At 56.0% G+C, this 25355-nt stretch carries 20 protein-coding genes and 1 tRNA gene; 1 reads left to right on the plus strand and 20 read right to left on the minus strand.

Annotated elements, in window-relative coordinates:
* Positions 1-149: 149 nt before the first annotated feature.
* From pnp to ftsH, 13 genes are all read right to left on the minus strand, one after another.
* The gene (gene pnp, locus QPL95_RS11245) at positions 150-2237 is read right to left on the minus strand and encodes a polyribonucleotide nucleotidyltransferase (protein ID WP_303291244.1); all 2088 of its coding nucleotides are present in this window, start codon (positions 2235-2237) and stop codon (positions 150-152) included.
* Positions 2238-2636: 399 nt separating this feature from the next.
* A complete protein-coding gene (gene rpsO / locus QPL95_RS11250; protein WP_303291062.1) occupies positions 2637-2906 on the minus strand; it encodes a 30S ribosomal protein S15 in 270 nt (89 codons plus the stop codon).
* A 78-nt stretch (positions 2907-2984) separates the two neighbouring features.
* Positions 2985-3908 carry a tRNA pseudouridine(55) synthase TruB gene (gene truB, locus QPL95_RS11255; RefSeq protein WP_303291063.1) on the minus strand — a complete coding sequence of 308 codons (924 nt, stop codon included), beginning with the start codon at positions 3906-3908 and terminating at the stop codon, positions 2985-2987.
* Positions 3905-4336, minus strand: a complete 432-nt coding sequence (rbfA, locus tag QPL95_RS11260) for a 30S ribosome-binding factor RbfA (RefSeq protein ID WP_303291064.1) — start codon at positions 4334-4336, stop codon at positions 3905-3907. Before rbfA ends, truB begins: the two co-directional genes overlap by 4 nt.
* Positions 4336-6876, minus strand: coding sequence for a translation initiation factor IF-2 (gene infB / locus QPL95_RS11265; RefSeq protein WP_303291065.1), 2541 nt, complete (start codon positions 6874-6876; stop codon positions 4336-4338). Before infB ends, rbfA begins: the two co-directional genes overlap by 1 nt.
* 20 nt (positions 6877-6896) lie before the next feature.
* A complete protein-coding gene (gene nusA / locus QPL95_RS11270) occupies positions 6897-8390 on the minus strand; it encodes a transcription termination factor NusA (protein ID WP_303291066.1) in 1494 nt (497 codons plus the stop codon).
* A 54-nt stretch (positions 8391-8444) separates the two neighbouring features.
* Positions 8445-8906: a ribosome maturation factor RimP gene (gene rimP, locus QPL95_RS11275; RefSeq protein WP_303291067.1), complete on the minus strand. Its 462-nt coding sequence runs from the start codon at positions 8904-8906 to the stop codon at positions 8445-8447.
* Positions 8907-9217: 311 nt separating this feature from the next.
* A tRNA-Leu gene (locus QPL95_RS11280) sits at positions 9218-9302 on the minus strand.
* 8 nt (positions 9303-9310) lie between these two features.
* Positions 9311-9694 carry a preprotein translocase subunit SecG gene (gene secG, locus QPL95_RS11285; RefSeq protein ID WP_303291068.1) on the minus strand — a complete coding sequence of 128 codons (384 nt, stop codon included), beginning with the start codon at positions 9692-9694 and terminating at the stop codon, positions 9311-9313.
* A 24-nt stretch (positions 9695-9718) separates the two neighbouring features.
* Positions 9719-10477: a triose-phosphate isomerase gene (tpiA, locus tag QPL95_RS11290; protein ID WP_303291069.1), complete on the minus strand. Its 759-nt coding sequence runs from the start codon at positions 10475-10477 to the stop codon at positions 9719-9721.
* Positions 10478-10558: 81 nt separating this feature from the next.
* Complete coding sequence (gene glmM, locus QPL95_RS11295; protein ID WP_303291070.1) at positions 10559-11902, minus strand: phosphoglucosamine mutase; 1344 nt, start codon at positions 11900-11902, stop codon at positions 10559-10561.
* Complete coding sequence (gene folP / locus QPL95_RS11300; RefSeq protein ID WP_303291245.1) at positions 11902-12732, minus strand: dihydropteroate synthase; 831 nt, start codon at positions 12730-12732, stop codon at positions 11902-11904. Before folP ends, glmM begins: the two co-directional genes overlap by 1 nt.
* A 94-nt stretch (positions 12733-12826) precedes the next feature.
* Entirely contained in the window at positions 12827-14758 is a 1932-nt protein-coding gene (ftsH, locus tag QPL95_RS11305) for an ATP-dependent zinc metalloprotease FtsH (protein WP_303291246.1), read from the minus strand.
* 336 nt (positions 14759-15094) lie between these two features.
* Here ftsH and yhbY point away from each other — a divergent pair, with 336 nt between their 5' ends.
* Positions 15095-15403, plus strand: coding sequence for a ribosome assembly RNA-binding protein YhbY (gene yhbY / locus QPL95_RS11310; protein ID WP_303291071.1), 309 nt, complete (start codon positions 15095-15097; stop codon positions 15401-15403).
* A gap of 73 nt (positions 15404-15476) precedes the next feature.
* Here yhbY and greA read toward each other — a convergent pair whose 3' ends face one another.
* The 7 genes from greA to grpE form a co-directional block, all read right to left on the minus strand.
* Positions 15477-15959, minus strand: a complete 483-nt coding sequence (gene greA / locus QPL95_RS11315; protein WP_303291072.1) for a transcription elongation factor GreA — start codon at positions 15957-15959, stop codon at positions 15477-15479.
* 4 nt (positions 15960-15963) lie between these two features.
* Positions 15964-19182: a carbamoyl-phosphate synthase large subunit gene (gene carB / locus QPL95_RS11320; protein ID WP_303291073.1), complete on the minus strand. Its 3219-nt coding sequence runs from the start codon at positions 19180-19182 to the stop codon at positions 15964-15966.
* 81 nt (positions 19183-19263) lie between these two features.
* Positions 19264-20394, minus strand: a complete 1131-nt coding sequence (gene carA, locus QPL95_RS11325) for a glutamine-hydrolyzing carbamoyl-phosphate synthase small subunit (RefSeq protein WP_303291074.1) — start codon at positions 20392-20394, stop codon at positions 19264-19266.
* Between the two features lie 240 nt (positions 20395-20634).
* The gene (gene dapB, locus QPL95_RS11330) at positions 20635-21438 is read right to left on the minus strand and encodes a 4-hydroxy-tetrahydrodipicolinate reductase (RefSeq protein WP_303291075.1); all 804 of its coding nucleotides are present in this window, start codon (positions 21436-21438) and stop codon (positions 20635-20637) included.
* A gap of 11 nt (positions 21439-21449) precedes the next feature.
* Positions 21450-22580, minus strand: coding sequence for a molecular chaperone DnaJ (dnaJ, locus tag QPL95_RS11335; RefSeq protein ID WP_303291076.1), 1131 nt, complete (start codon positions 22578-22580; stop codon positions 21450-21452).
* Positions 22581-22658: 78 nt separating this feature from the next.
* Complete coding sequence (gene dnaK, locus QPL95_RS11340) at positions 22659-24572, minus strand: molecular chaperone DnaK (RefSeq protein ID WP_303291077.1); 1914 nt, start codon at positions 24570-24572, stop codon at positions 22659-22661.
* A gap of 90 nt (positions 24573-24662) precedes the next feature.
* On the minus strand, positions 24663-25265 hold the full coding sequence (grpE, locus tag QPL95_RS11345; RefSeq protein WP_303291078.1) for a nucleotide exchange factor GrpE: 603 nt from the start codon (positions 25263-25265) through the stop codon (positions 24663-24665).
* Between the last annotated feature and the right edge of the window lie 90 nt (positions 25266-25355).

A 25355-nucleotide genomic window follows, 5' to 3' on the forward strand; every position in this document is an offset into this window, starting at 1 on the left:
TGGCCCGAACGAAGCGCACATGGATGTGCTCGTAGCGTCTTTTGGAAAGGACTTACCCCAACCTCCGCACGGCACCAAACAAAACGGCCCATAAAAGAAAAAACCCGCCAAGCTTGAAGCAAGGCGGGTTTTCTCAGATCTGACTAAAATCAGTCAGAGAAGTCAGTAGGCTGCTCGCCTTCCTTAACTTCCTTCATGGACAGCTTCACGCGACCACGATTGTCTACATCCAGAACCTTCACCAGAACTTCCTGACCTTCGCTCAGCTCGTCAGTCACGTTCTCGATACGGCGATCGGAAATCTGGGAAATGTGCACCAGACCATCCTTGCCAGGCAGAATGTTCACGAACGCACCGAATTCCACAATCCGCTCAACACGGCCCTTGTAGAGTGCACCCACTTCAATCTCAGCAGTGATTTCCTTCACACGATTTACGGCAGCCTGAGCGGCTTCCGCGTTATCGGCGTAGATCTTCACGTTGCCATCGTCATCCAGATCGATAGACGCACCGGTCTCATCACAGATAGAACGGATCACAGAACCGCCCTTACCGATCACGTCACGGATCTTGTCCGGATGGATCTTGATCGTGGTAATGCTCGGCGCACGGTCAGACAGCTTGGCCCGCGGCTCGGAAATCACCTTGTTCATCTCGCCAAGGATGTGCAAGCGTGCTTCGTGCGCCTGCTCCAGAGCCAGCTCCATGATCTCGTCAGTGATACCGTTGATCTTGATATCCATCTGCAGGGCAGTGATACCGTCTTTGGTACCGGCTACCTTGAAATCCATGTCGCCCAGGTGATCTTCGTCACCCAGAATGTCGGTCAGAACCGCGAACTTATCGCCTTCCTTGACCAGACCCATGGCGATACCGGCAACCGGTGCCTTGATCGGTACGCCAGCGTCCATCAGCGCAAGGCTGGAACCACACACGGAAGCCATGGAGCTGGAACCGTTGGATTCGGTGATCTCGGAAACCGCACGAATGGCATACGGGAATTCTTCGATGGTCGGCATAACCGCCAGAACACCGCGCTTGGCCAAGCGACCGTGACCAACCTCACGACGGCCCGGGGTGCCCACACGGCCAGCTTCACCAACGGAGTACGGAGGGAAGTTATAGTGGAACAGGAACGGGTCTTTACGCTCGCCTTCCAGTGCATCGATGGTCTGAACGTCACGGGTGGTGCCCAGAGTTGTAGTCACGATGGCCTGAGTTTCACCACGGGTGAACAGTGCAGAACCATGTACAGACGGCAGGATGCCCACTTCCACTTCAATCGGACGAACAGTCTTGTTGTCACGACCATCGATACGGGGCTTGCCATCAATAACCTGCTGACGAACAACAGACTTCTCAACCTTACCGAAGTACTTCTTGACCTGTTCAGCGGAAGGCTGGCCTTCCTCTTCGCCGGCCAGCTTCTCAACGGCCGCAGTCTTGATCTCACCCAGGCGGGTATAACGGGCCATCTTGTCGCGGATCACGTACGCTTCTTCGATGGCGCCACCGAACTCAGACTTGATCGCGTTCAGCAGTTCTGTGTTTTCTGCCTCTGGCTGCCAGTCCCAACGGGGCTTGCCGTTCTCGGCCGCGAATTCCTTGATGGCGGTGACCGCTTTTTGCATTTCCTCGTGCGCGAACAATACGCCGCCCAGCATCTGGTCTTCGGTCAGGCCTTTGGCTTCTGACTCAACCATCAGAACCGCATCTTCAGTACCGGCAACCACCATGTCCAGAAGCGACGTTTCGAGATCCTCGAACGACGGGTTCAGGAAGTAGCCTTTGTCGTTGGTGAACGCAACGCGAGCTGCACCGATAGGGCCGTCAAACGGAATACCAGAGATAGACAGTGCCGCAGACGCTGCCAGCATGGCGGCGATATCAGGATCCTGCTTCTTGTCGGTCGACATAACGGTCAGGATCAACTGCACTTCATTCATGAAGCCGTTGGGGAACAGCGGACGAATAGGACGATCGATCAGACGGGAAGTCAGGGTTTCTTTCTCGGAAGGACGACCTTCACGCTTGAAGAAACCACCCGGGATTTTGCCCGCAGCGTAGGTTTTTTCTGAGTAGTTTACGGTCAACGGAAAAAACGGCTGGCCCGGCTTTGCTTCCTTGACACCCACAACGGTGCCCAGAACAGACGTGTCACCACAGGTAACCAGAACAGAACCGGTTGCCTGACGAGCTACGCGTCCGGTTTCCAGGGTGAAGGTGTGACCACCCATTTCAAATGATATCTTACGTGGTTGCAGATCCACAATTTACTCCTGCTTTTCAACTGTTTGATACGGAATCGGATGAACCATTCATCACAACCCGTGTGTTGCTTTTAATACTGCAGCAGTCTGAGCTGTGAACCGAAAGGCAACCCGTCTGAAAGCTAACAGGCTGTTGTAAAAACCCGGAAGTGCTTGTGGATGTCTTATCCACAGCAGCCGGACTTTTCAACAACCTGCTTTCAATTTCGGCTTTCCATTACGACTGGGAAAATCCTTCGGTGTCACGGACAAATCAACTGCAGCAAATAGCTCTCTGGTTTTTCCGAAGGGACCAACCAGACAGCGGGAGAGAAACTCGGCTGAACCCGGGAAACCCCGGGCCAGCCTTCAGGTCACTAAACCCGATTAGCGACGCAGACCCAAACGCTGGATAAGTTCCAGGTAACGATCAGCGTTTTTACGCTTGAGGTAGTCCAGCAGCTTACGACGCTGGTTTACCATCCGGATAAGGCCACGGCGGGAATGGTGATCCTGCTTGTTGACCTTGAAGTGATCCTGCAGCTTGTTGATGTTTGCGCTAAGCAGAGCCACCTGAACTTCAGGGGAACCGGTATCGCCTTCACCTTGCTGAAAATCGTTAACGATTTGAGCTTTCTCACTGGCAGACAGTGCCATATTACACCTCATTGGTTGCGATGCTGATACATCCGGCCGAACCGCGCATCTCTACAGCCCGGCTAATCAACGGCGGTATTAGCCGCCGTTATTTTTTACCAGTCGACGAGGCACCAAAGCGGTGCTGTCGCCGTCCGGCAGAGCTTCTACCAACCCCACAAAGGAACGATCGCCGTAGATACGCACGAAGCCTTCAAAGGGCTGACCCGGTATTCTAACCGGTTGTCCATTCAATATCGATACCAGTGCCGGGCCGGCAAGCCGGTGCTCCGGGAACATGGTCAATGCACTCTCGGGCGGAAGCAACAAGCCGTCAAGGCTATCGCCTCGCTCGCGCATCGCTTCCAGCTCTTTGACATCATGGGCATTTGCCAGCGTGTAACCGGCCGCCAGCGTACGACGCAATGCGGAAACATGAGCGCCACAACCAAGCTGTTCGCCGATATCCTCTACCAGTGAGCGAATATACGTACCTTTGGTGCAAGTGACCGCCAGATCCAGCTCATTCTCGCGTATCGCCAGCAGCTTAAGCTCATAAATTGTGACCGGTCGCGCGGGCCGATCAATCTCGATGCCCTCACGAGCGTACTCATACAGAGGCTTGCCCTGATGCTTGAGCGCCGAGTACATCGACGGTACCTGCTGGATATCGCCCCGGAAGTCTTCCAGAACGGCCTCTACCTCGGCCTCCGTTAAGGCAGGCACCGGCTTCTCTTCAACAACGGCACCCTCGGCATCACCGGTTTCTGTCCGGACACCAAGGCGAGCGGTGGTGATGTAGGCTTTGTCGCTGTCCAGCATCATCTGGGAAAACTTGGTCGCTTCGCCAAAGCAAAGCGGCAAGACACCCGTAGCGAGGGGGTCAAGAGCGCCCGTATGGCCCGCTTTCGCAGCGCCATACAGACGTTTGATCTGCTGAAGAATGCCGTTGGAGGTAACACCCTGGGGCTTATCAATCACCAGGATGCCATTGACCTCCCGGCCTTTACGTCTCCGACTCAAGCGTCACGCTCCGGGTTATCAGAAACCGGATCGTCATTGTCGTCCTGTGGTACAGCTGGCTTATCACCCACCGCCTCACGAATCAGCCGGTCGAGCTTGCGGCTTTGCCCAAGCAGGCTGTCAAAATGAAAGCGCAGCATGGGAACGACACGCAGTTTCATGGCGCGCCCTACATGACCGCGCAGAAAGCCCGCAGCCTTGTTTAGCACCGCCAGAGTCTCCTTAACCTCCGGAGACTCCTCGGTAAGCTCTTCGGTCGACAACAGCGAAACGTAGATATCCGCATAGCCCAGGTCACGGCTGACTTTGACATCATTTACCGTGACCAGCCCAACGCGAGGGTCTTTCACCTCGCGCTGGATGATCTGAGCCAGCTCACGCTGCATCTGATCGCCTATGCGATCTATGCGACTGTAATCCCGTGCCATCAGGCCCCCGTCGATTCGAGCTGACGTTCAACGCGAACGCGATCAAACACTTCGATCTGGTCGCCCACTTTCACGTCATAACCCTTAACGCCGATACCGCACTCCATGCCGTTACGAACTTCAGGCACATCGTCTTTGAAGCGACGCAGAGATTCCAGCTCGCCCTCAAAGATGACCACGTTGTCACGCAGTACCCGGATCGGCTTGTTGCGATACACGGTACCCTCGGTAACCATGCAACCTGCAACCTGACCAAACTTCGGCGAACGGAAGACATCGCGAACGTCAGCGATACCAATGATATCTTCGCGGAATTCAGGCTTGAGCATGCCGGTCAGCGCCGCTCGCACATCATCAATCAGGTTGTAGATGATGCTGTAGTAGCGCAGATCCAGGCCTTCCTGCTCAACCAGACGCTTGGCTGCATTGTCTGCCCGAACGTTGAAACCAAAGATCACGGCATTGGTCGCCATCGCCAGACTGATGTCGGTTTCGGCGATTCCACCCACACCGGTAGAGACCAGTTTTACCTGAACCTCGTCGTTACCCAGATCCTGAAGCGCCTTGATGATGGCTTCCAGAGAACCGCGAACGTCGGTTTTAAGAACAACGTTGAGGGTTTTAACCTCATCTTTGCCCATATTCTCGAACAGGTTTTCAAGCTTGGAAGCCTGCTGGCGCTGCAGACGGTTTTCACGCTCGCGAGTCTGACGGTATTCGGCCAGTTCTTTGGCTTTCTTCTCGTCAGCCACGGCGTAGAACTCGTCACCGGCATCCGGCGTACCATTCAGGCCCAGAATCTCGACAGGAATGGATGGGCCTGCGTCTTTCACCTGCTTGCCGGCCTCATCGGTCATGGCGCGAACCTTACCGAAGAAGGCACCCGCTACCACCATGTCACCCTGGCGCAGAGTACCGTTCTGGACCAGTACGGTCGCAACAGAACCGCGACCACGCTCCAGGCTTGATTCAACCACCACACCCTTTGCAGAGGCATCCGGAGATGCTTCAAGCTCAAGCACTTCGGCCTGCAGCAAAATAGCTTCGAGCAGGTCATCAATGCCGGCACCGGTGTGCGCAGAAACCGGAACAAACTGAACATCACCGCCCCAGTCTTCGGGAATAACATCCAGCGCCGCCAGTTCGTTCTTGATCCGGTCCGGATCCGCCTCTTCCTTGTCCATTTTGTTGATGGCTACAACCAAAGGCACACCAGCAGACTTCGCGTGCTGTACCGCTTCCTTGGTTTGCGGCATCACGCCGTCGTCCGCGGCCACAACCAGGATAACGATATCGGTGCACTGGGCACCACGGGCACGCATCGCGGTAAAGGCAGCGTGACCCGGGGTATCCAGGAAGGACACCATACCGTGATCGGTTTCTACGTGGTAAGCACCGATATGCTGGGTGATACCACCGGACTCACCGGCCGCAACCTTGGCACGACGAATGTAATCCAGCAGAGAGGTCTTACCATGATCAACGTGACCCATCACACTGACGACCGGGGCGCGCTTGATCTTCTCTTTGCCTTCATGCTGTACCGAGATATTGCTCAGAACTTCTTCTTCCAAAGCGTCGTCGCTGACGGCTCTGGGCTTGTGGCCCAACTCTTCGGTCACAAGAACCGCGGTTTCCTGATCCAGCACCTGGTTGATCGTAGCCATGACACCCATACCCATCAGGGTTTTGATGACATCAGCAGCTTTCACTGCCATGCGCTGGGCGAGATCACCCACTGTAATTGTTTCGGGAATCTGTACTTCTCTAACCATTGGCTTGGTTGGCCTCTCGAAAGCATGACGCTTTTCTTTCGGTTTCTTTTTGGCCCGCAGCTGTTTACGTGGTTGAGAGTCTTCCTCATCCTCGGAAATTACCAAAGGTTCGTCTACTGGTCGGCTGCGAGGCCCGCGATGGCCAGCCTGCTTCTTCTTGGGCTTGCCTTCTTCAATGTCGTCGCCGCGCTCGCGTACCTTTTCTTTCTTCTTCTTGGGCTTGCGATCCCGCCCTTCATCCTCTGGCGGAGGCATTGGCATGTCCTCCGGCGAGGGCTCAAGCACGGGCTCGGGCTCTTTAGCTTTCTTTGCCTCAGTGCCTGCGTCCGCCTGCTCCTGTGGCGCTGCGGCTTCAGGCTGCGCCTGCTGCTCGGCCGTCACTTCTGGCGCCACTGGCGCGGCTTGCTGCTCGGCAACGGGCTGCTCTACCCGCTCTTCCGGCTTGGGCGCTTCAACTTCCGGCTCCGGCTGGGTTTCGGCACGTTTGATATACGTGCGACGCTTACGCACTTCCACGTTCACGGTTTTGGCCTTACCGGCCTTCAACGTAGTGGTGGTCTTGCGCTTGAGCGTGATTTTCTGCGGCTCAGCCCCGGCTTCGCCGTGGGTCTTTCTCAGATAAGCCAGCAACTGCTGCTTCTCATCACTGGTGACAGAGTCGTTTTCGCTGCGAGCCTTGAGCCCTGCTTCAACGAACTGCTTCAGCAAACGATCCACGGGAGCGCCTACATCTGCGGCCAGTTGTTTTACCGTTACTTCAGCCATACTGGTCCTCCTCTCCCGAATCAGGCCTGGTCTTCAAACCAGGGTGCGCGTGCTGTCATGATCAGCTGACCTGCACGCTCTTCATCCATACCTTCGATATCGAGCAGGTCATCCACCGACTGCTCAGCCAAATCTTCCATGGTGCGCACGCCCATACCGGCGAGTTTGAACGCCAGAGAACGGTCCATGCCATCCATTTCAAGAAGATCTTCTGCGGGCTCAGCACCCTCAAGAGCTTCTTCACTTGCCAACGCCTGATTCAGCAGGGCGTCCTTGGCACGGCTACGCAGTTCGGTAACCGTATCCTCGTCAAAGCCATCAATCGCCAGCATCTCTTCCATCGGCACATAGGCGACTTCTTCAATGGACGTAAAGCCTTCTTCGATCAGTACGCCCGCCAGTTCATCATCCACGTCCAGATGCTTGGTGAAGTGCTCGAGCAGCCTGTTGAATTCCTGCTCCTGACGTTCACCGGCTTCCTCTTCGGTCATGACGTTCAGAGTCCAGCCGGTCAGCTCCGTGGCCAGGCGAACGTTCTGGCCATTACGACCGATGGCCTGGGCCAGATTGTCTTCTGCAACTGCGACATCCATGGTGTGGCCATCTTCGTCCATCACGATGGACGCCACTTCTGCCGGCGCCATGGCGTTGATCACCAGTTGCGCCGGGTTGTCGTCCCACAGAACGATATCCACGCGCTCGCCACCCAGCTCATTGGAGACAGCTTGTACTCGTGAGCCACGCATACCAACACAGGCACCCACCGGATCGATACGGCGATCATTGGTTTTCACAGCAATCTTCGCCCGCGAGCCAGGGTCACGGGCCGCGCCACGAATTTCAATCAGCTCTTCTGCAATTTCCGGCACTTCGATACGGAACAGTTCAACCAGCATCTGTGCATCGGAGCGGCTCAGAATCAACTGAGGGCCACGATGATCCGTGCGAATCTCAAGCAGCAAAGCGCGTACACGGTCGCCCATGCGGAACGTTTCCCGGGCAATCAGGTGTTCGCGGGGCAGCAGCGCTTCGGCATTACCACCCAGGTCTACGATGACGTTGTCTCGTGTCACTTTCTTGACCGTGCCGGACACCAGCTCGCCAACACGATCGCGATAACTGTCGACAATCTTCATTCGCTCAGCTTCACGCACTTTCTGGAAGATGATCTGCTTGGCAGCCTGGGCACCGATGCGACCGAAAGCAACGGATTCCACCTTTTCCTCGTGCATATCACCAGGCTGAAGCTTGGTGTCAATTTCTTCCGCTTCCTGCATGGTGAGCTCGGTACCGAGCGCCGGAACGGCATCGTTGTCGACTACCAGCCAACGACGGAAGGTTTCGTACTCACCGGTACGGCGATCAATGGAAACGCGGATGTCCGCGTCTTCATCTTCATAACGTTTTTTGGCAGCAGTGGCGAGCGCAAGCTCGATAGCCTCGAAAATCACGTCCTTGTCGACGCCTTTCTCGTTCGAGACGGATTCCACTACCAGCAAGATCTCTTTACTCATGGGATTGCCCTGCCTTCAAAAGAATCAATACATCTGAAAAATTTCTTGAATACATTATTCAAAAACCGGAACGATACTGGCCTTTTCAATGCTGTCGAAAGGCAACAGGTATTCGTGGTCGTCTACTACAACCACCACCTCGTCGCCTTCCACGCCTTTAATCAGCCCCTGAAACTTGCGCCGGCCTTCAAAAGCCATCCGCAGTTTGATCTGCACCTGGTGACCAACAAAAGCCTCAAACTGTTCGAGACGGAACAACGGCCGATCCATCCCCGGGGATGAAACTTCCAGGGTGTACTCGCTCTGAATGGGATCTTCCACATCCATTACACCGCTGATCTGCCGACTGACCTTCTCGCAGTCTTCAATGCCGATCCCGTTCTCGGCATCGTCGATAAAAACCCGCAGCATCGACTGATACCCCCGGGAACGGAATTCGATTCCCCAGAATTCATACCCCAACCCCTCTACTACCGGGCGCAGGATGTCTTCCAGTTGTTTAAGCTTGGCTGACAAGTGTCGCCGCCTCCGTCTTCAGATTTTCAAAGTACAAAAACAAAAAAAGGGCTGTTGATCAGCCCTTTTTATGCACCAGGGCCCTTGCGCCAGGCCCCTTAATCAAAAAGCCCCTTAAAATGGGGCCTTTTGTTGCAAGAATTCGCAGATAGCCAACCCAAAAGGCAATCTGCCGACAGACACCTGGCCTGCCTGGAAGCCAGGACAAAACGCTGACTCCAATATCCGCCGGAGTATAAAGACGCGAAGCGGAGCGGTCAAGGACTGACCAAAAAAAACGGCTTGGGTTTGCCAAGCCGCTTTCAAAAAATTGGTGCCCGGGGCCGGACTCGAACCGGCACGACTTTCGTCACCACCCCCTCAAGATGGCGTGTCTACCAATTTCACCACCCGGGCAACGCTCTTTACTCGAGATCGGGGAGATCTGACGCCCCGCCCTCGGATTCACTATCTGCCGAACCTTCGATACCAGGCACTGAATCAGCCTGGGCAGGCGCCGAGGAAGACTCCTGAACCATCGGAATCCCAGCCTCACCGGCCACTTCAGCACGCTGCTTGGCGAAGATCGCCAGCGAAAAACTTGTTACGAAGAAGACAACCGCCATCAACGTTGTCATCCGGGTCAGGAAACTGCCGCTGCCCTGACTACCAAAAACGGTCTGAGACGCGCCGCCACCAAATGCCGCACCGGCATCAGCACCCTTGCCCTGCTGAATCAGGACAACACCTACCAGTGCCACGGCGATCACGACGTGAACAACGACTACCAGTGTTTCCATCCAATCCATACAGACTCTCGTATTCGTGTCGGCTTATGCACCCGCCGGGAACGCCCGACAGATACTTATAAACTCATCAGCCTTAAGGGAAGCACCACCTATAAGACCACCATCAATGTCCGGCTCTGAAAACAGAGCGGCCGCATTATCCGCTTTTACACTGCCGCCGTAAAGTACCGAAATCTCTTCCGCGGGCGCATTCATACCCTCAAGCACTTTGCGAATGGCTGCATGCATGGCCTGAGCATCATCTGCGGTCGCCGTTTTGCCGGTCCCGATAGCCCAAACCGGCTCATAGGCCACCACTACTTTTGACCATTGCTCACCCGTCACGGACGCAAGACCCTTCTGGATCTGTGCGGCAACCACTTGCTCCGCCTCTCCGGCGTCACGCTGATCGAGCGTTTCACCCACACAGAGCACTGCCGTCAATCCGCTTTCAAGCACCCGCCCGATCTTTCGGGCAACCACCTCATCACTCTCGCCAAACAGTTGCCGGCGCTCAGAATGACCCACGAGCACATACCAGCAACCGAGATCCCTGGCCATCTCAGCAGACACTTCGCCGGTATAGGCACCGGACTGCCATTGACTGACATTCTGCACACCGATAGCCAGCTTGCCATCAGCCCGCTGCTGAACCAGGGGAATGTATGGCGCCGGAGGGATAATAACCACCTCTGCACCGGCATCAAGACTGCCGGCATGATCGCATATGACGCCAACCAGTTGTTGCACAAGGTCTTTCGACCCGTTCATTTTCCAGTTTCCGGCTACAATTTTGCGACGCATACCAACTCTCAAACGTCCCGAGCGTAAGGGAGGGCGAACTATACAGCAGACATTTCCTCTGCACAACCGCCCCGTTTTGAATCAGGGAGTTGACTGCTCAACCACCCTGGCAAGCTCTTTCGCAATGCGGGCAATATCCTCCGCATTCTTGCCTTCGGCCATAACACGAATCAGCGGCTCGGTACCGGACGCACGCAACAGGATACGGCCAGCGTCGCCTAACGCCTCTTCAGCCTGGCGCATGGCTTCCACGATATCTTTCCGGCTTAGCGGATCGAAACGTTGGGCAACGCGCACGTTCACCATGGTTTGAGGGAGTTTGCTCATGCCCTTCCGCAACTCCTGCATGCTTTTGCCGGAGCGCCTTACCGCCAAAAGCACTTGCAGGGCAGAAACAATTCCATCCCCGGTGCTGGTGCAATCCCTGATCACCATGTGCCCTGACCCTTCGCCGCCCAGAACCCAGTTATTCGCCAGCAAACGCTCCATCACATACCGGTCTCCGACCTTGGCACGCTCAAACTCGATTCCGCTATCGCGCAACGCTAACTCGACGCCAAGATTGGTCATCAGGGTGCCAACAACACCGCCCATCAGACGACCCTCAGCCTGCCGCCGGGACGCGAGAATATAGAGCAGCTCGTCGCCATCCACCTCAGACCCATCCTGATCCACCATCAACACCCGGTCACCATCGCCATCGAAGGCAATTCCCATGTCTGCGCCTTTTTCTGCGACCGCCTGCTTCAAAGCATCAAGATGAGTGGAACCGACATTGAGGTTGATATTCAGGCCGTCAGGATCGGCACCGATAACCGTTACCTTGGCACCCAACTCCCGGAACACTTTCGGAGCGACGTGGTAGGTAGCACCATTTGCGCAATCCAGCACGACATTCAGGCCGTCCAGCGTAAACTCATTGGGAACGGTGCTTTTACAAAACTCCACGTAGCGACCCGGAGCATCATCCACACGGGTTGCCTTGCCAAGCTCTCCCGGCTCACAGACCTTGATAGGTTGATCCAGCCAACGCTCGATTTCCGCCTCCAGGGCATCGTCCAGCTTGGTACCGTCAGCCGAAAAGAACTTGATTCCGTTGTCGTGATGCGGGTTGTGCGATGCACTGATGACAATGCCTGCAGACGCCCGGAAGGTTCTTGTCAGGTAAGCAATCGCGGGCGTCGGCATGGGCCCCAGCAGCTTCACATCAACCCCTGCAGCCGACAGTCCCGCCTCCAGAGCAGACTCGAACATATAGCCGGATAACCGGGTATCTTTACCAATCAGCACGCTGTTCCTTTGGCCGGCCTTTTTGAACGCCTGACCCGCCGCCCAACCAAGGTGCAACATAAATTGCGGAGTAATGGGCCCCTCGCCTACGTGACCTCGAATACCATCGGTACCAAAATATTTACGCTGGGACATCAGACTGCCTCCCTCACTGCCGTCACAACTTTAACGGCGTCCACAGTTTCTCTTACATCGTGCACCCGGAGGATGCTCGCACCTTTCATGGCCGATATTGTCGCGGCAGCAAGGCTTGCGGGCAACCTTTCATTGACCTCGCGCCCGGTGATCGCACCAAGCATTGATTTTCTTGAAACACCAATCAAAAGTGGGTGCCCCAACAGATGCATCTGCTCCAACGAGGCCAGCAGCTGAAGGTTATGCTCAACACTTTTACCAAAACCAAATCCCGGATCGAGGATGATGTTTTCCGGCAACACCCCGGCACCTTCAGCGACCCGCATACGCTCTGTCAGAAAGGAGCTTACATCGCGACGAACGTTTCGATAACGAGGTGAATCCTGCATCGTTTCTGGCTCACCCTGAATGTGCATGATGCACACCGGAACACCGGCATCGGCCACCACCTCCGGCGCACCATCGCGCTGAAGGGCTCGTACATCATTGATCAGACCCGCACCTAACCTGACTGTCTCAGCCATAACCATCGGGTTGCTGGTATCCACAGAAATCACAACCTCTAGCTCGCGAGCAATCGCCTCGACAACCGGGCACACCCGATCCAGCTCTTCCTGGGTTGAAACTTGTGCAGCACCAGGACGAGTGGATTCGCCCCCCACATCGATAAACGTCGCACCATCCGCAACCATTTGCCTGGCCCGACGCAGCCCCGCTTCGACTGAATTGAACTGGCCGCCATCTGAAAAGGAATCCGGGGTAACGTTTAAAATACCCATCACATGACAGAATGAGAGATCGAGCTCGCGGCCGGCAAAATTCATCTTCATAGCATAGCGTCCAAAAAATTCGTTTCGGAAAGACAAAAACAAACGCCGCCCGATGGTCGGGCGGCGCAGTTAACTACTCGAGACTTGCGGGAAATCAGTGCTCGCCGGCAGGGCGCCCTACTCCGGGCTGGCGACCATCAGAGCTTTTGGGCTCCGGCGCCGTTTCTGACCCATCCGACCGGACACCGCCGGAAGGACCACTGTCACCCCAGTTTTTGGGTGGCCGCGGCTCACGACCCTCCATAATGTCATCGATCTGGTGACGGTCGATGGTTTCATATTTCATCAATGCATCCGCCATCATTTCCAGCTTATCCCGGTTATCAACCAGAATTTGTTTTGCTGTCTCATAGCAGGTATCGATGATATTGCGCACTTCCTCATCGATTCGCTGAGCCGTCTCTGGCGAATACACGGTATGCGCCTGGCCTGCAGAGCGGCCAAGGAACGGCTCCTCACTGTCGGTATCGTACTGCAGCGGCCCCAGTTTTTCAGACAGACCCCAGCGAGTCACCATATTGCGGGCAATACTGGTGGCACGCTCAATGTCGTTGGATGCACCCGTGGTCACCCCATCAAAACCCAACGTCAGCTCCTCAGCAATACGACCGCCAAACAAGCTACAGATCGAACTGGTCAGGAACCGCTTGGAGTGACTGTACTTGTCCTCTTCCGGCAAGAACATGGTCACACCGAGGGCGCGCCCGCGGGGAATGATACTGACCTTATAAACCGGGTCATGCTCGGGCACCAGCCTGCCGACGATGGCATGGCCTGACTCGTGATAAGCCGTATTCCGCTTTTCTTTTTCATTCATCACCATGGACTTGCGCTCGGCGCCCATCATGATCTTGTCTTTCGCCAGCTCGAGCTCTTCCATCGACACCAGGCGCTGGTTGCGGCGGGCTGCAAACAATGCCGCCTCGTTTACCAGGTTGGCTAGATCGGCACCGGAAAAGCCGGGGGTACCACGGGCAATAACCGCAGGATCGATACCGTCGGCCAGCGGCACCTTCTTCATGTGCACTTTCAGAATCTGCTCGCGGCCCAGGATATCCGGCAAACTAACGACGACCTGACGATCAAATCGACCGGGGCGCAAAAGAGCCGGGTCCAGAACGTCGGGGCGGTTAGTCGCAGCGATCACGATCACGCCTTCGTTACCCTCAAAGCCGTCCATTTCTACCAGCAACTGGTTCAGTGTCTGTTCACGCTCATCGTGACCACCACCCATACCCGCGCCACGATGGCGACCCACCGCATCGATCTCATCGATGAAGATGATGCAAGGACTCTGCTTCTTGGCCTGCTCGAACATGTCGCGAACCCGCGAGGCACCGACACCCACGAACATTTCAACAAAGTCAGAACCTGAGATGGAGAAAAACGGCACCTTGGCTTCACCGGCAATCGCTTTCGCCAGCAGCGTCTTACCTGTACCAGGAGGGCCTACCATCAACACGCCTTTCGGGATACGACCACCCAGGCGTTGAAACTTGCTCGGATCGCGCAGGAAATCCACCAGTTCTTTGACGTCTTCTTTGGCTTCATCAACACCCGCAACATCACCGAAGGTGGTTTTAATCTGGTCTTCACTCAGAAGCCGGGCCTTGCTCTTACCGAAAGACATCGGGCCTTTGCCACCGCCACCGCCTTGCATCTGACGCATGAAGAACATAAAGAGCGCTATGATGATCAGGATCGGGAAGGCAGCGACCAGAAGCTGAGTCCACAGGCTCTGGCGATCCGGCTCTTTGCCGATCACCTCGACGTTGTTGGCAAGAAGGTCGTCCATCAACTTGCCATCCGGCACCTGCGGCCGCACGGTCTGGAACTGGGAACCATCACCGCGAAGGCCCTGCACTTGCAAGCCATCAATGGTCACCTGCCGGACCTGGCCCTGCTGGACCATCTCGACAAACTGCGAATAATTAACTTGTTGCCCGGTGGTGGTGGGGGAGAAATTCTGAAACACCATCAGCAGCACGGCGGCTATTACTAGCCAGAGAACCAGATTTTTTGCCATATCGTTCAAGGATCATCACCTGTGAATTGCGGGGGTAGCAGCAGAACCGCCAACCCTTTTCCGACACCTTACACCAATTGTACGTCCGTAAACCAGAATCGGCCCATCCGTAACAGACACCAACAACGCTAAAACGTTCCTTCAATCTACAGCCATGGACGGAGGAGCGGGCACACTCAACGGCTCTGACAGAGCTCCGCGACCACAAACATGGCCTGTAAGTGATTACATCCATTTGTGACGGGAATCTATCTGTTACAATCGACAAATTATACGACGATGTCAGCCTGTATGCCGCTGACCTTTTGTTAATTGCACCGATAAAGAGATTACATCATGAGTCTGTCACCGGAACAGCGCCGGGAATACCGGGCCATTGCCCACAATCTCAAGCCCGTGATCATTGTTGGCGACAAAGGCCTGTCCGAGGGGCTTCAGGAAGAACTGGAGCGGGCCCTGAACGATCATGAGCTGATCAAGATAAAGGTCGCCAGCCAGGATCGCGAAGCCCGCCAGGAAGCCATTCAGGCTCTGTGCGAAGGCGCCAAAGCGGAACTGGTACAAACGATTGGCAAAATTGCGGTCATCCTCCGCAGAGCGAAAAAGCCCAACCCGAAGCTGTCCAACCTGCTCAGAACCAAATGATTTTTTGCCTTCGATAAAACAAAAAGCCGGCCTGGGAAATCCCACGCCGGCTTCTTTATTCAGCAGACACGCCTCAGATGTATTCCACCTTGGTAATCTCGTACTCCACCGTACCGGAAGGAATACGGATCGCCACGACATCATCTTCACTCTTGCCCACCAGCGCGCGCGCAATTGGCGACGAAACGGACAATTTGCCGGATTTGATATCGGCTTCGTCCTCACCAACGATCTGGTAAGTCACTTCTTCGTCGGTATCCATATTCACAAGGTGAACCGTGGTGCCGAAAATCACTTTACCGGTGTTTTCCATCTTGGCAACATCAATCACCATAACGGCTGACAACTTGCCTTCGATCTCCTGAATACGGCCCTCGATAAAGCTTTGTTGCTCGCGCGCCGCATGGTATTCGGCGTTCTCTTTGAGATCACCGTGCTCCCGCGCATCGGCGATGGCCTGAATCACCCGAGGGCGATCTTCGGACTTCAGTTTTTTCAGCTCTTCACGCAGACGGGCTTCTCCCGTCGGCGTCATGGGCACTCTGTCAGTAGCCATACTATTACTTCCCTGCATGCAGGTCCTGGAGGCGACGAACCGTGCGCTCCGGACCAAATTTGATCGCCCGGCAGAAGGCTTCACCACCCGCCAGAGTCGTTGTGTAGGTCACCTTGGTTTGCAGCGCCGACTGGCGAATTTGTGCCGAATCGGAAATCGCCTTGCGACCTTCAGTGGTATTGATAATAAGTTGTACCTGACCGTTTTTGATGGCGTCAACAATGTGCGGACGACCCTCACGAACCTTATTCACTTTCTCCGCCGTGATGCCTGCGTCTTCCAGAGCCTTGGCCGTACCGGTAGTGGCAATAATCCTGAACCCGGCATCAACCAGGTCTTGCGCCACCTTGGCCGCCCCCGGCTTGTCGACATCTCTCACAGACATGAACGCGGTGCCCTGGGCCGGCAGGCGCTCGCCGATCGCCAGCGCTGCTTTGGCGAAGGCTTCATCGAAACTGTCGCCCAGTCCCATCACCTCACCGGTGGATTTCATTTCTGGCCCAAGAATCGGGTCAACCGCCGGGAACTTATTGAACGGGAACACCGACTCTTTCACCGCATAATAGGTTGGCACGATTTCCTGAGTAAAATTCAGCTCTTTCAGAGTCTTGCCAGACATTACCCGAGCGGCAACCGCCGCCAGTGACACGCCGATGGCCTTGGATACAAACGGCACCGTACGGGACGCTCGCGGGTTGACTTCAATGACGTAAATCTCACCATCCTGCCAGGCCAGTTGCACGTTCATCAAACCAATAACATCCAGCTCGATGGCCATTTTCTTTACGGCATCCCGCATCTGGTCCTGAACGTCTTTCGGCAGACTGTAGGGCGGCAGTGAGCAGGCGGAGTCACCGGAATGAACGCCGGCCTGTTCAATATGCTGCATGATGCCGCCAATCACCACGTCGGTGCCGTCGCAAATGGCATCAATGTCGACTTCGATGGCGGCATTCAGGAAATGGTCCAGCAGTACCGGGCTGTCATTGGAAACCAGCACCGCGTTGCGCATATAACGCACCAGCTCGGTTTCGTCGTAGACGATTTCCATCGCGCGACCACCCAATACATAGGACGGGCGCACCACCAGCGGGTAACCGATTTCACGGGCCGCCAGAATACCTTCCTCGTGACTGCGAACGGTGGCGTTCTCGGGCTGATTCAGGCCAAGGCGCTGAATCATTTGCTGAAAACGCTCACGATCTTCGGCACGGTCGATGGCATCCGGGCTGGTACCAATGATTGGCACACCGGCCGCCTCCAGGCCGCGCGCCAGTTTCAGCGGGGTCTGACCACCGTACTGCACGATCACACCCTTGGGCTTCTCGACGTTGATGATTTCCAGCACGTCTTCAAGGGTGATCGGCTCAAAGTACAACCGGTCGGAGGTGTCGTAATCGGTCGATACGGTCTCCGGGTTGCAGTTGATCATGATGGTTTCATAGCCGTCTTCGCGCATGGCCAGAGCGGCGTGAACACAGCAGTAATCAAACTCGATACCCTGACCGATACGGTTAGGACCGCCACCGATCACCACAATCTTCTCGCGATCACTCGGGGCCGATTCGCACTCTTCTTCATAGGTTGAGTACATGTAGGCGGTGTCAGAAGCGAACTCAGCCGCACAGGTGTCTACCCGCTTATAAACAGGGCGAATACCAAGGTCGTGGCGCAGTTTGCGCAGACTGACTTCCGACAGCCCCAGCAGCTTGGCAAGGCGGGCATCAGAAAAACCCTTGCGCTTGAGGCGGAACATCGTGGTGTAGTCAATATCCGCCTTGCCCGCCGATTTCAGGGCCAGTTCTTCGCGGATCAGATCTTCGATCTGCACCAGATACCAGGGATCGACTTTGGTGTGCTGGAACACTTCGTCAACCGTCATACCAGCCCGGAAGGCATCGCCGATGTACCAGACCCGCTCTGCGCCCGGCACATTCAGTTCGCGAGTCAGGGTTTCGCGGGAATTCTCCGATTCAAACTCTTCCAGCTGCTCATCAAAGCCCTCGGACCCCACTTCAAGCCCACGCAGAGCTTTCTGCATGGATTCCTGAAAGGTACGACCGATCGCCATCACCTCGCCCACCGACTTCATCTGGGTGGTCAGGCGCGCATCGGCCTGCGGGAATTTCTCGAAAGTGAAACGAGGAATCTTGGTGACAACATAGTCGATGCTGGGCTCAAACGACGCCGGGGTGACACCACCGGTAATTTCGTTTTGAAGTTCATCCAGGGTGTAGCCCACCGCCAGCTTGGCGGCTACCTTGGCGATCGGGAAACCCGTGGCCTTGGACGCCAATGCCGATGACCGGGACACCCGCGGGTTCATCTCGATAACGACCATGCGACCGTTGTCCGGGTTAATGCCGAACTGCACGTTGGAACCACCGGTCTCGACACCAATCTCACGCAGTACCGCCAAGGAGGCGTTCCGCATGATCTGGTACTCTTTGTCCGTCAGCGTCTGGGCTGGCGCCACGGTGATGGAGTCACCGGTGTGCACGCCCATAGCGTCAAAGTTTTCGATGGCGCAGACGATGATGCAGTTGTCGTTTTTGTCACGAACAACCTCCATCTCGTACTCTTTCCAGCCGATCAGGGATTCATCGATCAACAGCTCGTTGGTCGGCGACAGATCCAGGCCACGGGTACAGATTTCTTCGAATTCATCTTTGTTATAAGCGATACCGCCACCGGAACCACCCATGGTGAAGGAGGGCCGGATAATGCAGGGGAAGCCGATGTCTTTGCTCGCTTCCCAGGCTTCTGCCATGGAGTGCACAATCGTCGCACGCGGGCACTCAAGGCCGATTTTTTTCATGGCCTTGTCGAAGCGGTCACGATCTTCTGCTTTATCAATGGTGTCGGCGTTGGCACCGATCATTTCAACGCCATGTTTTTCCAGAACGCCGTGCTTTTCCAGGTCCAGCGCGCAGTTGAGTGCGGTCTGGCCGCCCATGGTGGGCAGCAGGGCGTCAGGCTTTTCTTTCTCAATGATCTTTTCGACGGTTTTCCAGGTAATCGGCTCGATGTAGGTGGCATCGGCCATCGCCGGATCGGTCATGATGGTAGCCGGGTTGGAATTCACCAGAATCACCCGGTACCCCTCTTCGCGCAGGGCTTTACAAGCCTGGGCGCCGGAGTAGTCAAATTCGCACGCCTGCCCGATCACGATGGGGCCTGCGCCCAGGATCAGGATGCTTTTGATGTCGGTACGTTTTGGCATGTCTTGGTAAACCTGTCAGCAACTTTTGAATTCGTGCAGCGCAAAACGCGGCGCCTGTGTGTTATCCGTGGTGATCGGCCCTCAGGCGGATCGCGCTTCCATCAGGCGGATAAACTCGTCAAACAGGGGGGCCACGTCGTGAGGACCGGGGCTGGCTTCCGGATGCCCTTGAAAACTGTAAGCCGGCTTATCCGTGCGGCGAATGCCCTGCAGCGTGCCATCAAACAGAGATTTGTGAGTCGCCTCTACGTTCGCCGGCAGCGTCGCCTCGTCCACGGCAAAGCCGTGATTCTGGCTGGTGATCATCACGGTGCCTTTGGCGATGTCCTGAACCGGGTGGTTGGCGCCGTGGTGGCCATGGCCCATTTTCAGGGTCTTGGCGCCACTGGCCAGCGCAAGCAACTGGTGCCCCAGGCAAATACCAAACACCGGAATCTCGGTTTCCAGCACTTCCTGGATAGCCGTAATAGCGTAGTCGCAGGGCTCGGGATCGCCCGGGCCGTTGGACAGGAAGATGCCATCGGGGTTCATGGCCAACACGTCTGCGGCCGGGGTTTGCGCCGGCACTACGGTGATGTCGCAACCACGAGACGCCAGCATGCGCAGGATGTTGTACTTTACGCCGTAGTCCCAGGCGACCACTTTGAACCGGGCCTCGGCCTGCTCGCCGTACCCGGAAACCAGGTTCCACTCGGCCTGGCGCCACTGGTAGGCTTTGTCGCTGGTCACTTCTTTGGCGAGGTCCATGCCTTTCAGGCCCGGGAAGGCGTTTGCCAGTTCCAGCGCCCGTTCGGCGGTGGCATTTTCTCCCGCCACTATGGCTCCGTTCTGGGAACCTTTGTCACGCAAAATGCGGGTGAGGCGGCGGGTATCGATGTCAGCAATGCCAACAATGTTGTTGCTTCGCAGGTAGTCGTCAAGGCTGCCCTGGTTGCGCCAGCTGCTGGCCAGCAGGGGCAGGTCGCGGATAATCAACCCGGCGGCGTGAATGCGGTCGGATTCCACGTCTTCGTCGTTCACACCGGTGTTGCCGATGTGCGGATACGTCAGGGTGACGATCTGGCGTGAGTAGGACGGATCGGTCAGGATTTCCTGATAGCCGGTCATGGCAGTATTGAATACTACCTCGCCGCTGGTTTCTCCGTCTGCGCCGATGGCGGTGCCGTAAAAGAGGCTTCCGTCTGCGAGTGCAAGGATTGCTGGTGTGCTCAAGGCTTGTATCCTCATCGAGTGGCGTAAGTTCGTCACGAACAGGAACGCAAGCGCAAAGTCAGGTTGCAAAAAAGCGAGACAAGGCAAAAAACCCGATCTCGCTTTCCTATAAACTTTTCAAAGGTACGCTTGGTGCAGTCAAATCGCCTTATTGTAAGAAATCTGGCGATTTTTGTCCACGCTGAATTCTACTTTGAGCTATGTCGCTGCTCCTCCGACCTGAGAGTTTGCTGTTCGAAATCAGCCCTTAATCCCAAGAACATCCTGCATGTCATACAAGCCAGCAGCCTTACCCTCGAGCCACAGCGCAGCCCGCATGGCGCCTTTGGCAAAGGTCATCCGGCTACTGGCCTTGTGGGTGATCTCAATACGTTCGCCTTCGGTGGCAAACAGCACGGTATGGTCACCCACCACATCGCCAGCGCGGATGGTTTCAAAACCGATCTCCTTGCGCGTGCGCTCACCGGTGAAGCCTTCGCGGCCGTAGACAGCACATTCTTTTAGATCACGGCCGAGAGCATCGGCGACGACTTCGCCCATGCGCAGGGCGGTGCCGGAAGGGGCGTCTTTTTTGTGGCGGTGGTGGGCCTCGATGATTTCTACGTCGTAGTCGTCGCCCAGGGTAGCCGCGGCGGTGCGCAGGAGGTTGAGGACGACGTTAACGCCCACGCTCATGTTGGGGGCGAAGACGACCGGGGTGGATTCGGCGGCCAGGGCGAGCTGTTCTTTTTCGGCGTCGGTCATGCCGGTGGTGCCGATGACCAGCATCTTGCCGTTAGCGCTGCAGAACCTGGCGTTTTCCAGGGTTAGATCCGGGAAGGTGAAGTCCACCAGCACGTCAAAGTCGTCTTTGACGTCGTCCAGGCTGCCAGCCATTTTTACGCCGGTTTTGCCAACGCTGGTCATTTCGCCGGCGTCGGCACCGATCAGGCTGCTGCCCGGCTCAACGATTGCGGCACCGAGTTCAAGACCTTCAGTGCCGTCTACCGCCTCGATTAATACTTTACCCATGCGCCCGGCGGCGCCGATGATTGCTACCCTCATCTGTTCTGCCCTCAGAATTTCATTTCGTCGAAGAAGCTTTTCACACCCTCAAACCAGGAGGTCTTCTTCGGAGCATGATGGGTGCCATTAGAGCCGTCCAGAGTTTTCTGGAACTCGTCGAGCAGCTCTTTCTGTCGCTTGGTCAGATTGACCGGCGTCTCGACCATCACACGGCACAGCAGGTCGCCGGACGGACCGCCGCGCACCGGGCTGACGCCTTTGTTACGCAAACGGAAGAGTTTTCCGGTCTGGGTTTCAGGCGGAATCTTGAGTTTTACCCGACCATCAAGTGTCGGCACTTCCAATTCACCACCCAAGGCTGCATCAACGATGCTGATGGGGACTTCGCAGTAGAGGTTGCGCCCGTCACGGGTAAAGATAGAGTGCTCACGCACGGCCACCTGAACATACAGATCACCGGGAGGCCCACCGTCCACACCCATTTCACCTTCACCAGACAGGCGAATGCGATCGCCAGTGTCGACTCCGGGCGGCACTTTGACGGACAGGGTTTTCTCCTGCCTTACACGCCCCTGGCCATGACACTCTTTACAGGGATTCTTGATGATCTGGCCGGCACCACGGCATGTAGGACAAGCCTGCTGCACCGTGAAGAAGCCCTGCTGCATGCGCACCTGCCCCATACCCTGACAGGTACTGCAAGTTTCAGGGCGGGAGCCTTTTTCAGCACCACTGCCGTCACAGACGTCGCATTCTTTGTGGCCTGGAATGGTGATTTTGACGGTTTTGCCTTTCACCGCCTCTTCCAGATCCAACTCCAGCGTGTAGCGGAGATCAGAACCCCGAGTGCTGCGGCCGCGGCCGCCGCCTCCACCGAAGATATCGCCAAACACATCGCCAAAGATGTCGGAGAAGCTTCCGCCGCCACCGCCTCCGAATCCACCACCGGCCTGGCCATCTACACCGGCGTGACCAAACTGGTCATAGGCTGCACGCTTGCTAGAGTCCGCCAGAATTTCGTAGGCTTCGCTGGCCTCTTTGAACTTATTCTCGGCGTCGGTATCGTCCGGGTTACGGTCCGGATGGTATTTCATCGCAAGCTTTCGATATGCCCGCTTTATGTCCTTCTCGTCCGCGTCCCGGGCAACCCCGAGTACTTCGTAATAATCGCGCTTGGCCATGCTTTAAAACCCTGTTTCTATAACGCGGAAAACGCGGGCACTCGCCCGCGCTTTCCAACTACCTGATGTACTTCGAATTTACTTCTTGTCGTCTTTGACTTCTTCGAACTCGGCGTCGACGGCGTCATCAGCAGACTTAGCTTCGGCACCTTCCTGCCCACCAGCCTGATCCGCCTGATCCGCGTACATCTTTTGAGCCAGCTCGGAAGACACTTCCGTCAGCTTCTGGGTCTTGGCTTCAATGGCTTCCTTATCGGAACCCGCCAGAGCTTCTTCCAGGTCCTTGATAGCAGTCTCGATAGACTCCTTCTCGCTGTCGCTGACCTTATCACCGGCTTCGGTCAGGGTCTTGCGGACCGCGTGGACCATACCGTCGCCCTGGTTACGCGCCTGCACCAGTTCTTCGAACTTGCGATCTTCATCCGCGTTGGCTTCGGCGTCACGAACCATTTTCTCGATTTCATCGTCATTCAGACCGGAAGAGGCCTTGATCACGATGGACTGCTCTTTGCCGGTCGCCTTGTCTTTCGCAGATACGTTCAGAATGCCGTTGGCATCAATGTCGAAGGTCACTTCGATCTGCGGAACGCCACGCGGTGCGGGCGGAATGTCCGCCAGGTCAAAGCGGCCCAGTGACTTGTTCTGTGACGCCTGCTTGCGCTCACCCTGAACCACGTGAATGGTCACGGCTGTCTGACTGTCATCCGCGGTCGAGAAGGTTTGCGACTTCTTGGTCGGAATCGTGGTGTTCTTGTCGATCAGCGGAGTAGCCACACCGCCCATGGTCTCGATGCCCAGGGTCAGCGGAGTTACGTCCAGCAGAAGCACGTCTTTCACGTCGCCGGAGAGAACGGCACCCTGAATAGCGGCACCCATGGCAACGGCTTCGTCCGGGTTCACATCTTTACGCGGCTCTTTACCGAAGAACTCTTTAACCTTTTCCTGAACCAGCGGCATACGGGTCTGGCCGCCAACCAGAATGACTTCATCAATCTCAGAAGCGCTCAGGCCGGAGTCCTTGAGAGCAACTTTACAAGGCTCGAGGCTGCGCTGAACCAGCTCTTCTACCAGTGATTCGAGCTTAGCGCGAGTCAGCTTGACGTTCATGTGCTTCGGACCAGACGCATCTGCAGTCACATACGGCAGGTTAACGTCGGTTTGCTGACTGCTGGAAAGTTCAATTTTCGCTTTCTCGGCGGCTTCTTTCAGACGCTGCATCGCCAGCGAGTCACCACGCAGATCAATACCGCTGTCTTTCTTGAACTGGTCCGCCAGGTATTCGATAACCTTGAGGTCGAAATCCTCACCGCCCAGGAAGGTGTCGCCGTTGGTGGCCAGCACTTCAAACTGATGCTCACCGTCTACGTCGGCAATTTCAATGATGGACAGGTCGAAGGTACCACCACCCAGGTCGTATACCGCCACCGTACGGTCACCGCTTTGCTTGTCCATGCCGTAGGCAAGGGCCGCTGCGGTCGGCTCGTTGATGATCCGCTTGACTTCGAGACCGGCAATCTTGCCCGCGTCTTTCGTCGCCTGGCGCTGGCTGTCATTGAAGTAGGCCGGCACGGTGATAACCGCGGCAGTCACTTTCTCACCCAGATAGTCTTCTGCGGTTTTCTTCATCTTCTTGAGGATTTCGGCAGAAATCTGGGGCGGAGCCATCTTCTGGCCCTTCACCTCTACCCACGCATCGCCATTGTCGGCCTTGGCGATTTTATAAGGCACCATCTTGATGTCTTTCTGAACCACATCGTCCTCGAAACGACGACCGATCAGTCGCTTGATGGCGTACAGCGTGTTGTGCGGGTTGGTCACCGCCTGACGCTTGGCTGACTGGCCAACCAGGGTTTCGCCATCATCGGTGTACGCAATAATGGACGGGGTGGTGCGATCACCCTCGGCGTTCTCAATAACTTTGACCTTGTCTCCATCCATGATGGCCACGCAAGAGTTTGTGGTTCCCAGGTCGATACCAATAATTTTGCTCATCGAATCACTCCAAATCTAGCTGAAATCTGCCCGGGGATTTTTACCCGGCTGCTGCTGTTTAACCGATATATTGGCGCTTTCTTGCGCTTTTCAAGCCTGCTCGTCGATTTTTGGTGCATCTTCCGCCTTGGCCACTACGACCATCGCCGGGCGAACGACGCGCCCATTGAGCAGATAACCTTTCTGCACAACCGCAACCACACTGTTCGGCTCTGCATCGGGAGCCGGCACCATAGACATCGCCTCGTGCTGTTGCGGATCGAACGGTTCACCAACCGGGTTGAGCTGTTCAACATTGAATTTTTTCAGGCTGTTCATGAACAAGCCCAACGTCATCTCAACACCTTCACGAATGGATGCCACCAGGTCTCCCGCATTGTCGTGCCCTTCGGTGCTTTCCACCGCCTTTTCAAGGCTGTCCGCAACGGGCAGGAGTTCCTTCACAAACTTTTCCAGTGCAAACTTGTGGGCTTTTTCGACATCCACTTCAGCTCTGCGACGGACATTCTGCATCTCCGCCTGGGCGCGCAACGCCTGATCCTGATAGTTCTGAAGCTGATCCTTCAGGGCATCAAGCTCCGAAACCTCCCCGGCCTCTGGCTGATCATTTTGTCCCTGCGATTCTCCGGCTGCGGCTTCCGTCGCCTCGTTAAACTCTTCTACCTGCTCGTTGCGCTTGTCGTCAGCACTCATGTTCACTCCTGATAACATTTCCCAAGCCCCGTAGGCCTGTGGCGAATAGAGCCCGCCTGGCAAAGGCGGGAAAACCTGCTTTGCGATCCG

This window comes from Marinobacter sp. SS5-14b, assembly GCF_030541005.1.
Classification (GTDB): Bacteria; Pseudomonadota; Gammaproteobacteria; order Pseudomonadales; family Oleiphilaceae; genus Marinobacter.

What these genes read in the sequence shown, in the direction of transcription:
- pnp (WP_303291244.1), bottom strand. Translation starts at nt 2,237, where the DNA reads ATGGGTGGTCACACCTTCACCCTGGAAACCGGACGCGTAGCTCGTCAG.
- rpsO (WP_303291062.1), bottom strand. Translation starts at nt 2,906, where the DNA reads ATGGCACTGTCTGCCAGTGAGAAAGCTCAAATCGTTAACGATTTTCAG.
- rbfA (WP_303291064.1), bottom strand. Translation starts at nt 4,336, where the DNA reads ATGGCACGGGATTACAGTCGCATAGATCGCATAGGCGATCAGATGCAG.
- infB (WP_303291065.1), bottom strand. Translation starts at nt 6,876, where the DNA reads ATGGCTGAAGTAACGGTAAAACAACTGGCCGCAGATGTAGGCGCTCCC.
- nusA (WP_303291066.1), bottom strand. Translation starts at nt 8,390, where the DNA reads ATGAGTAAAGAGATCTTGCTGGTAGTGGAATCCGTCTCGAACGAGAAA.
- secG (WP_303291068.1), bottom strand. Translation starts at nt 9,694, where the DNA reads ATGGATTGGATGGAAACACTGGTAGTCGTTGTTCACGTCGTGATCGCC.
- tpiA (WP_303291069.1), bottom strand. Translation starts at nt 10,477, where the DNA reads ATGCGTCGCAAAATTGTAGCCGGAAACTGGAAAATGAACGGGTCGAAA.
- glmM (WP_303291070.1), bottom strand. Translation starts at nt 11,902, where the DNA reads ATGTCCCAGCGTAAATATTTTGGTACCGATGGTATTCGAGGTCACGTA.
- folP (WP_303291245.1), bottom strand. Translation starts at nt 12,732, where the DNA reads ATGAAGATGAATTTTGCCGGCCGCGAGCTCGATCTCTCATTCTGTCAT.
- ftsH (WP_303291246.1), bottom strand. Translation starts at nt 14,758, where the DNA reads ATGGCAAAAAATCTGGTTCTCTGGCTAGTAATAGCCGCCGTGCTGCTG.
- yhbY (WP_303291071.1), top strand. Translation starts at nt 15,095, where the DNA reads ATGAGTCTGTCACCGGAACAGCGCCGGGAATACCGGGCCATTGCCCAC.
- greA (WP_303291072.1), bottom strand. Translation starts at nt 15,959, where the DNA reads ATGGCTACTGACAGAGTGCCCATGACGCCGACGGGAGAAGCCCGTCTG.
- carB (WP_303291073.1), bottom strand. Translation starts at nt 19,182, where the DNA reads ATGCCAAAACGTACCGACATCAAAAGCATCCTGATCCTGGGCGCAGGC.
- dapB (WP_303291075.1), bottom strand. Translation starts at nt 21,438, where the DNA reads ATGAGGGTAGCAATCATCGGCGCCGCCGGGCGCATGGGTAAAGTATTA.
- dnaJ (WP_303291076.1), bottom strand. Translation starts at nt 22,580, where the DNA reads ATGGCCAAGCGCGATTATTACGAAGTACTCGGGGTTGCCCGGGACGCG.
- dnaK (WP_303291077.1), bottom strand. Translation starts at nt 24,572, where the DNA reads ATGAGCAAAATTATTGGTATCGACCTGGGAACCACAAACTCTTGCGTG.
- grpE (WP_303291078.1), bottom strand. Translation starts at nt 25,265, where the DNA reads ATGAGTGCTGACGACAAGCGCAACGAGCAGGTAGAAGAGTTTAACGAG.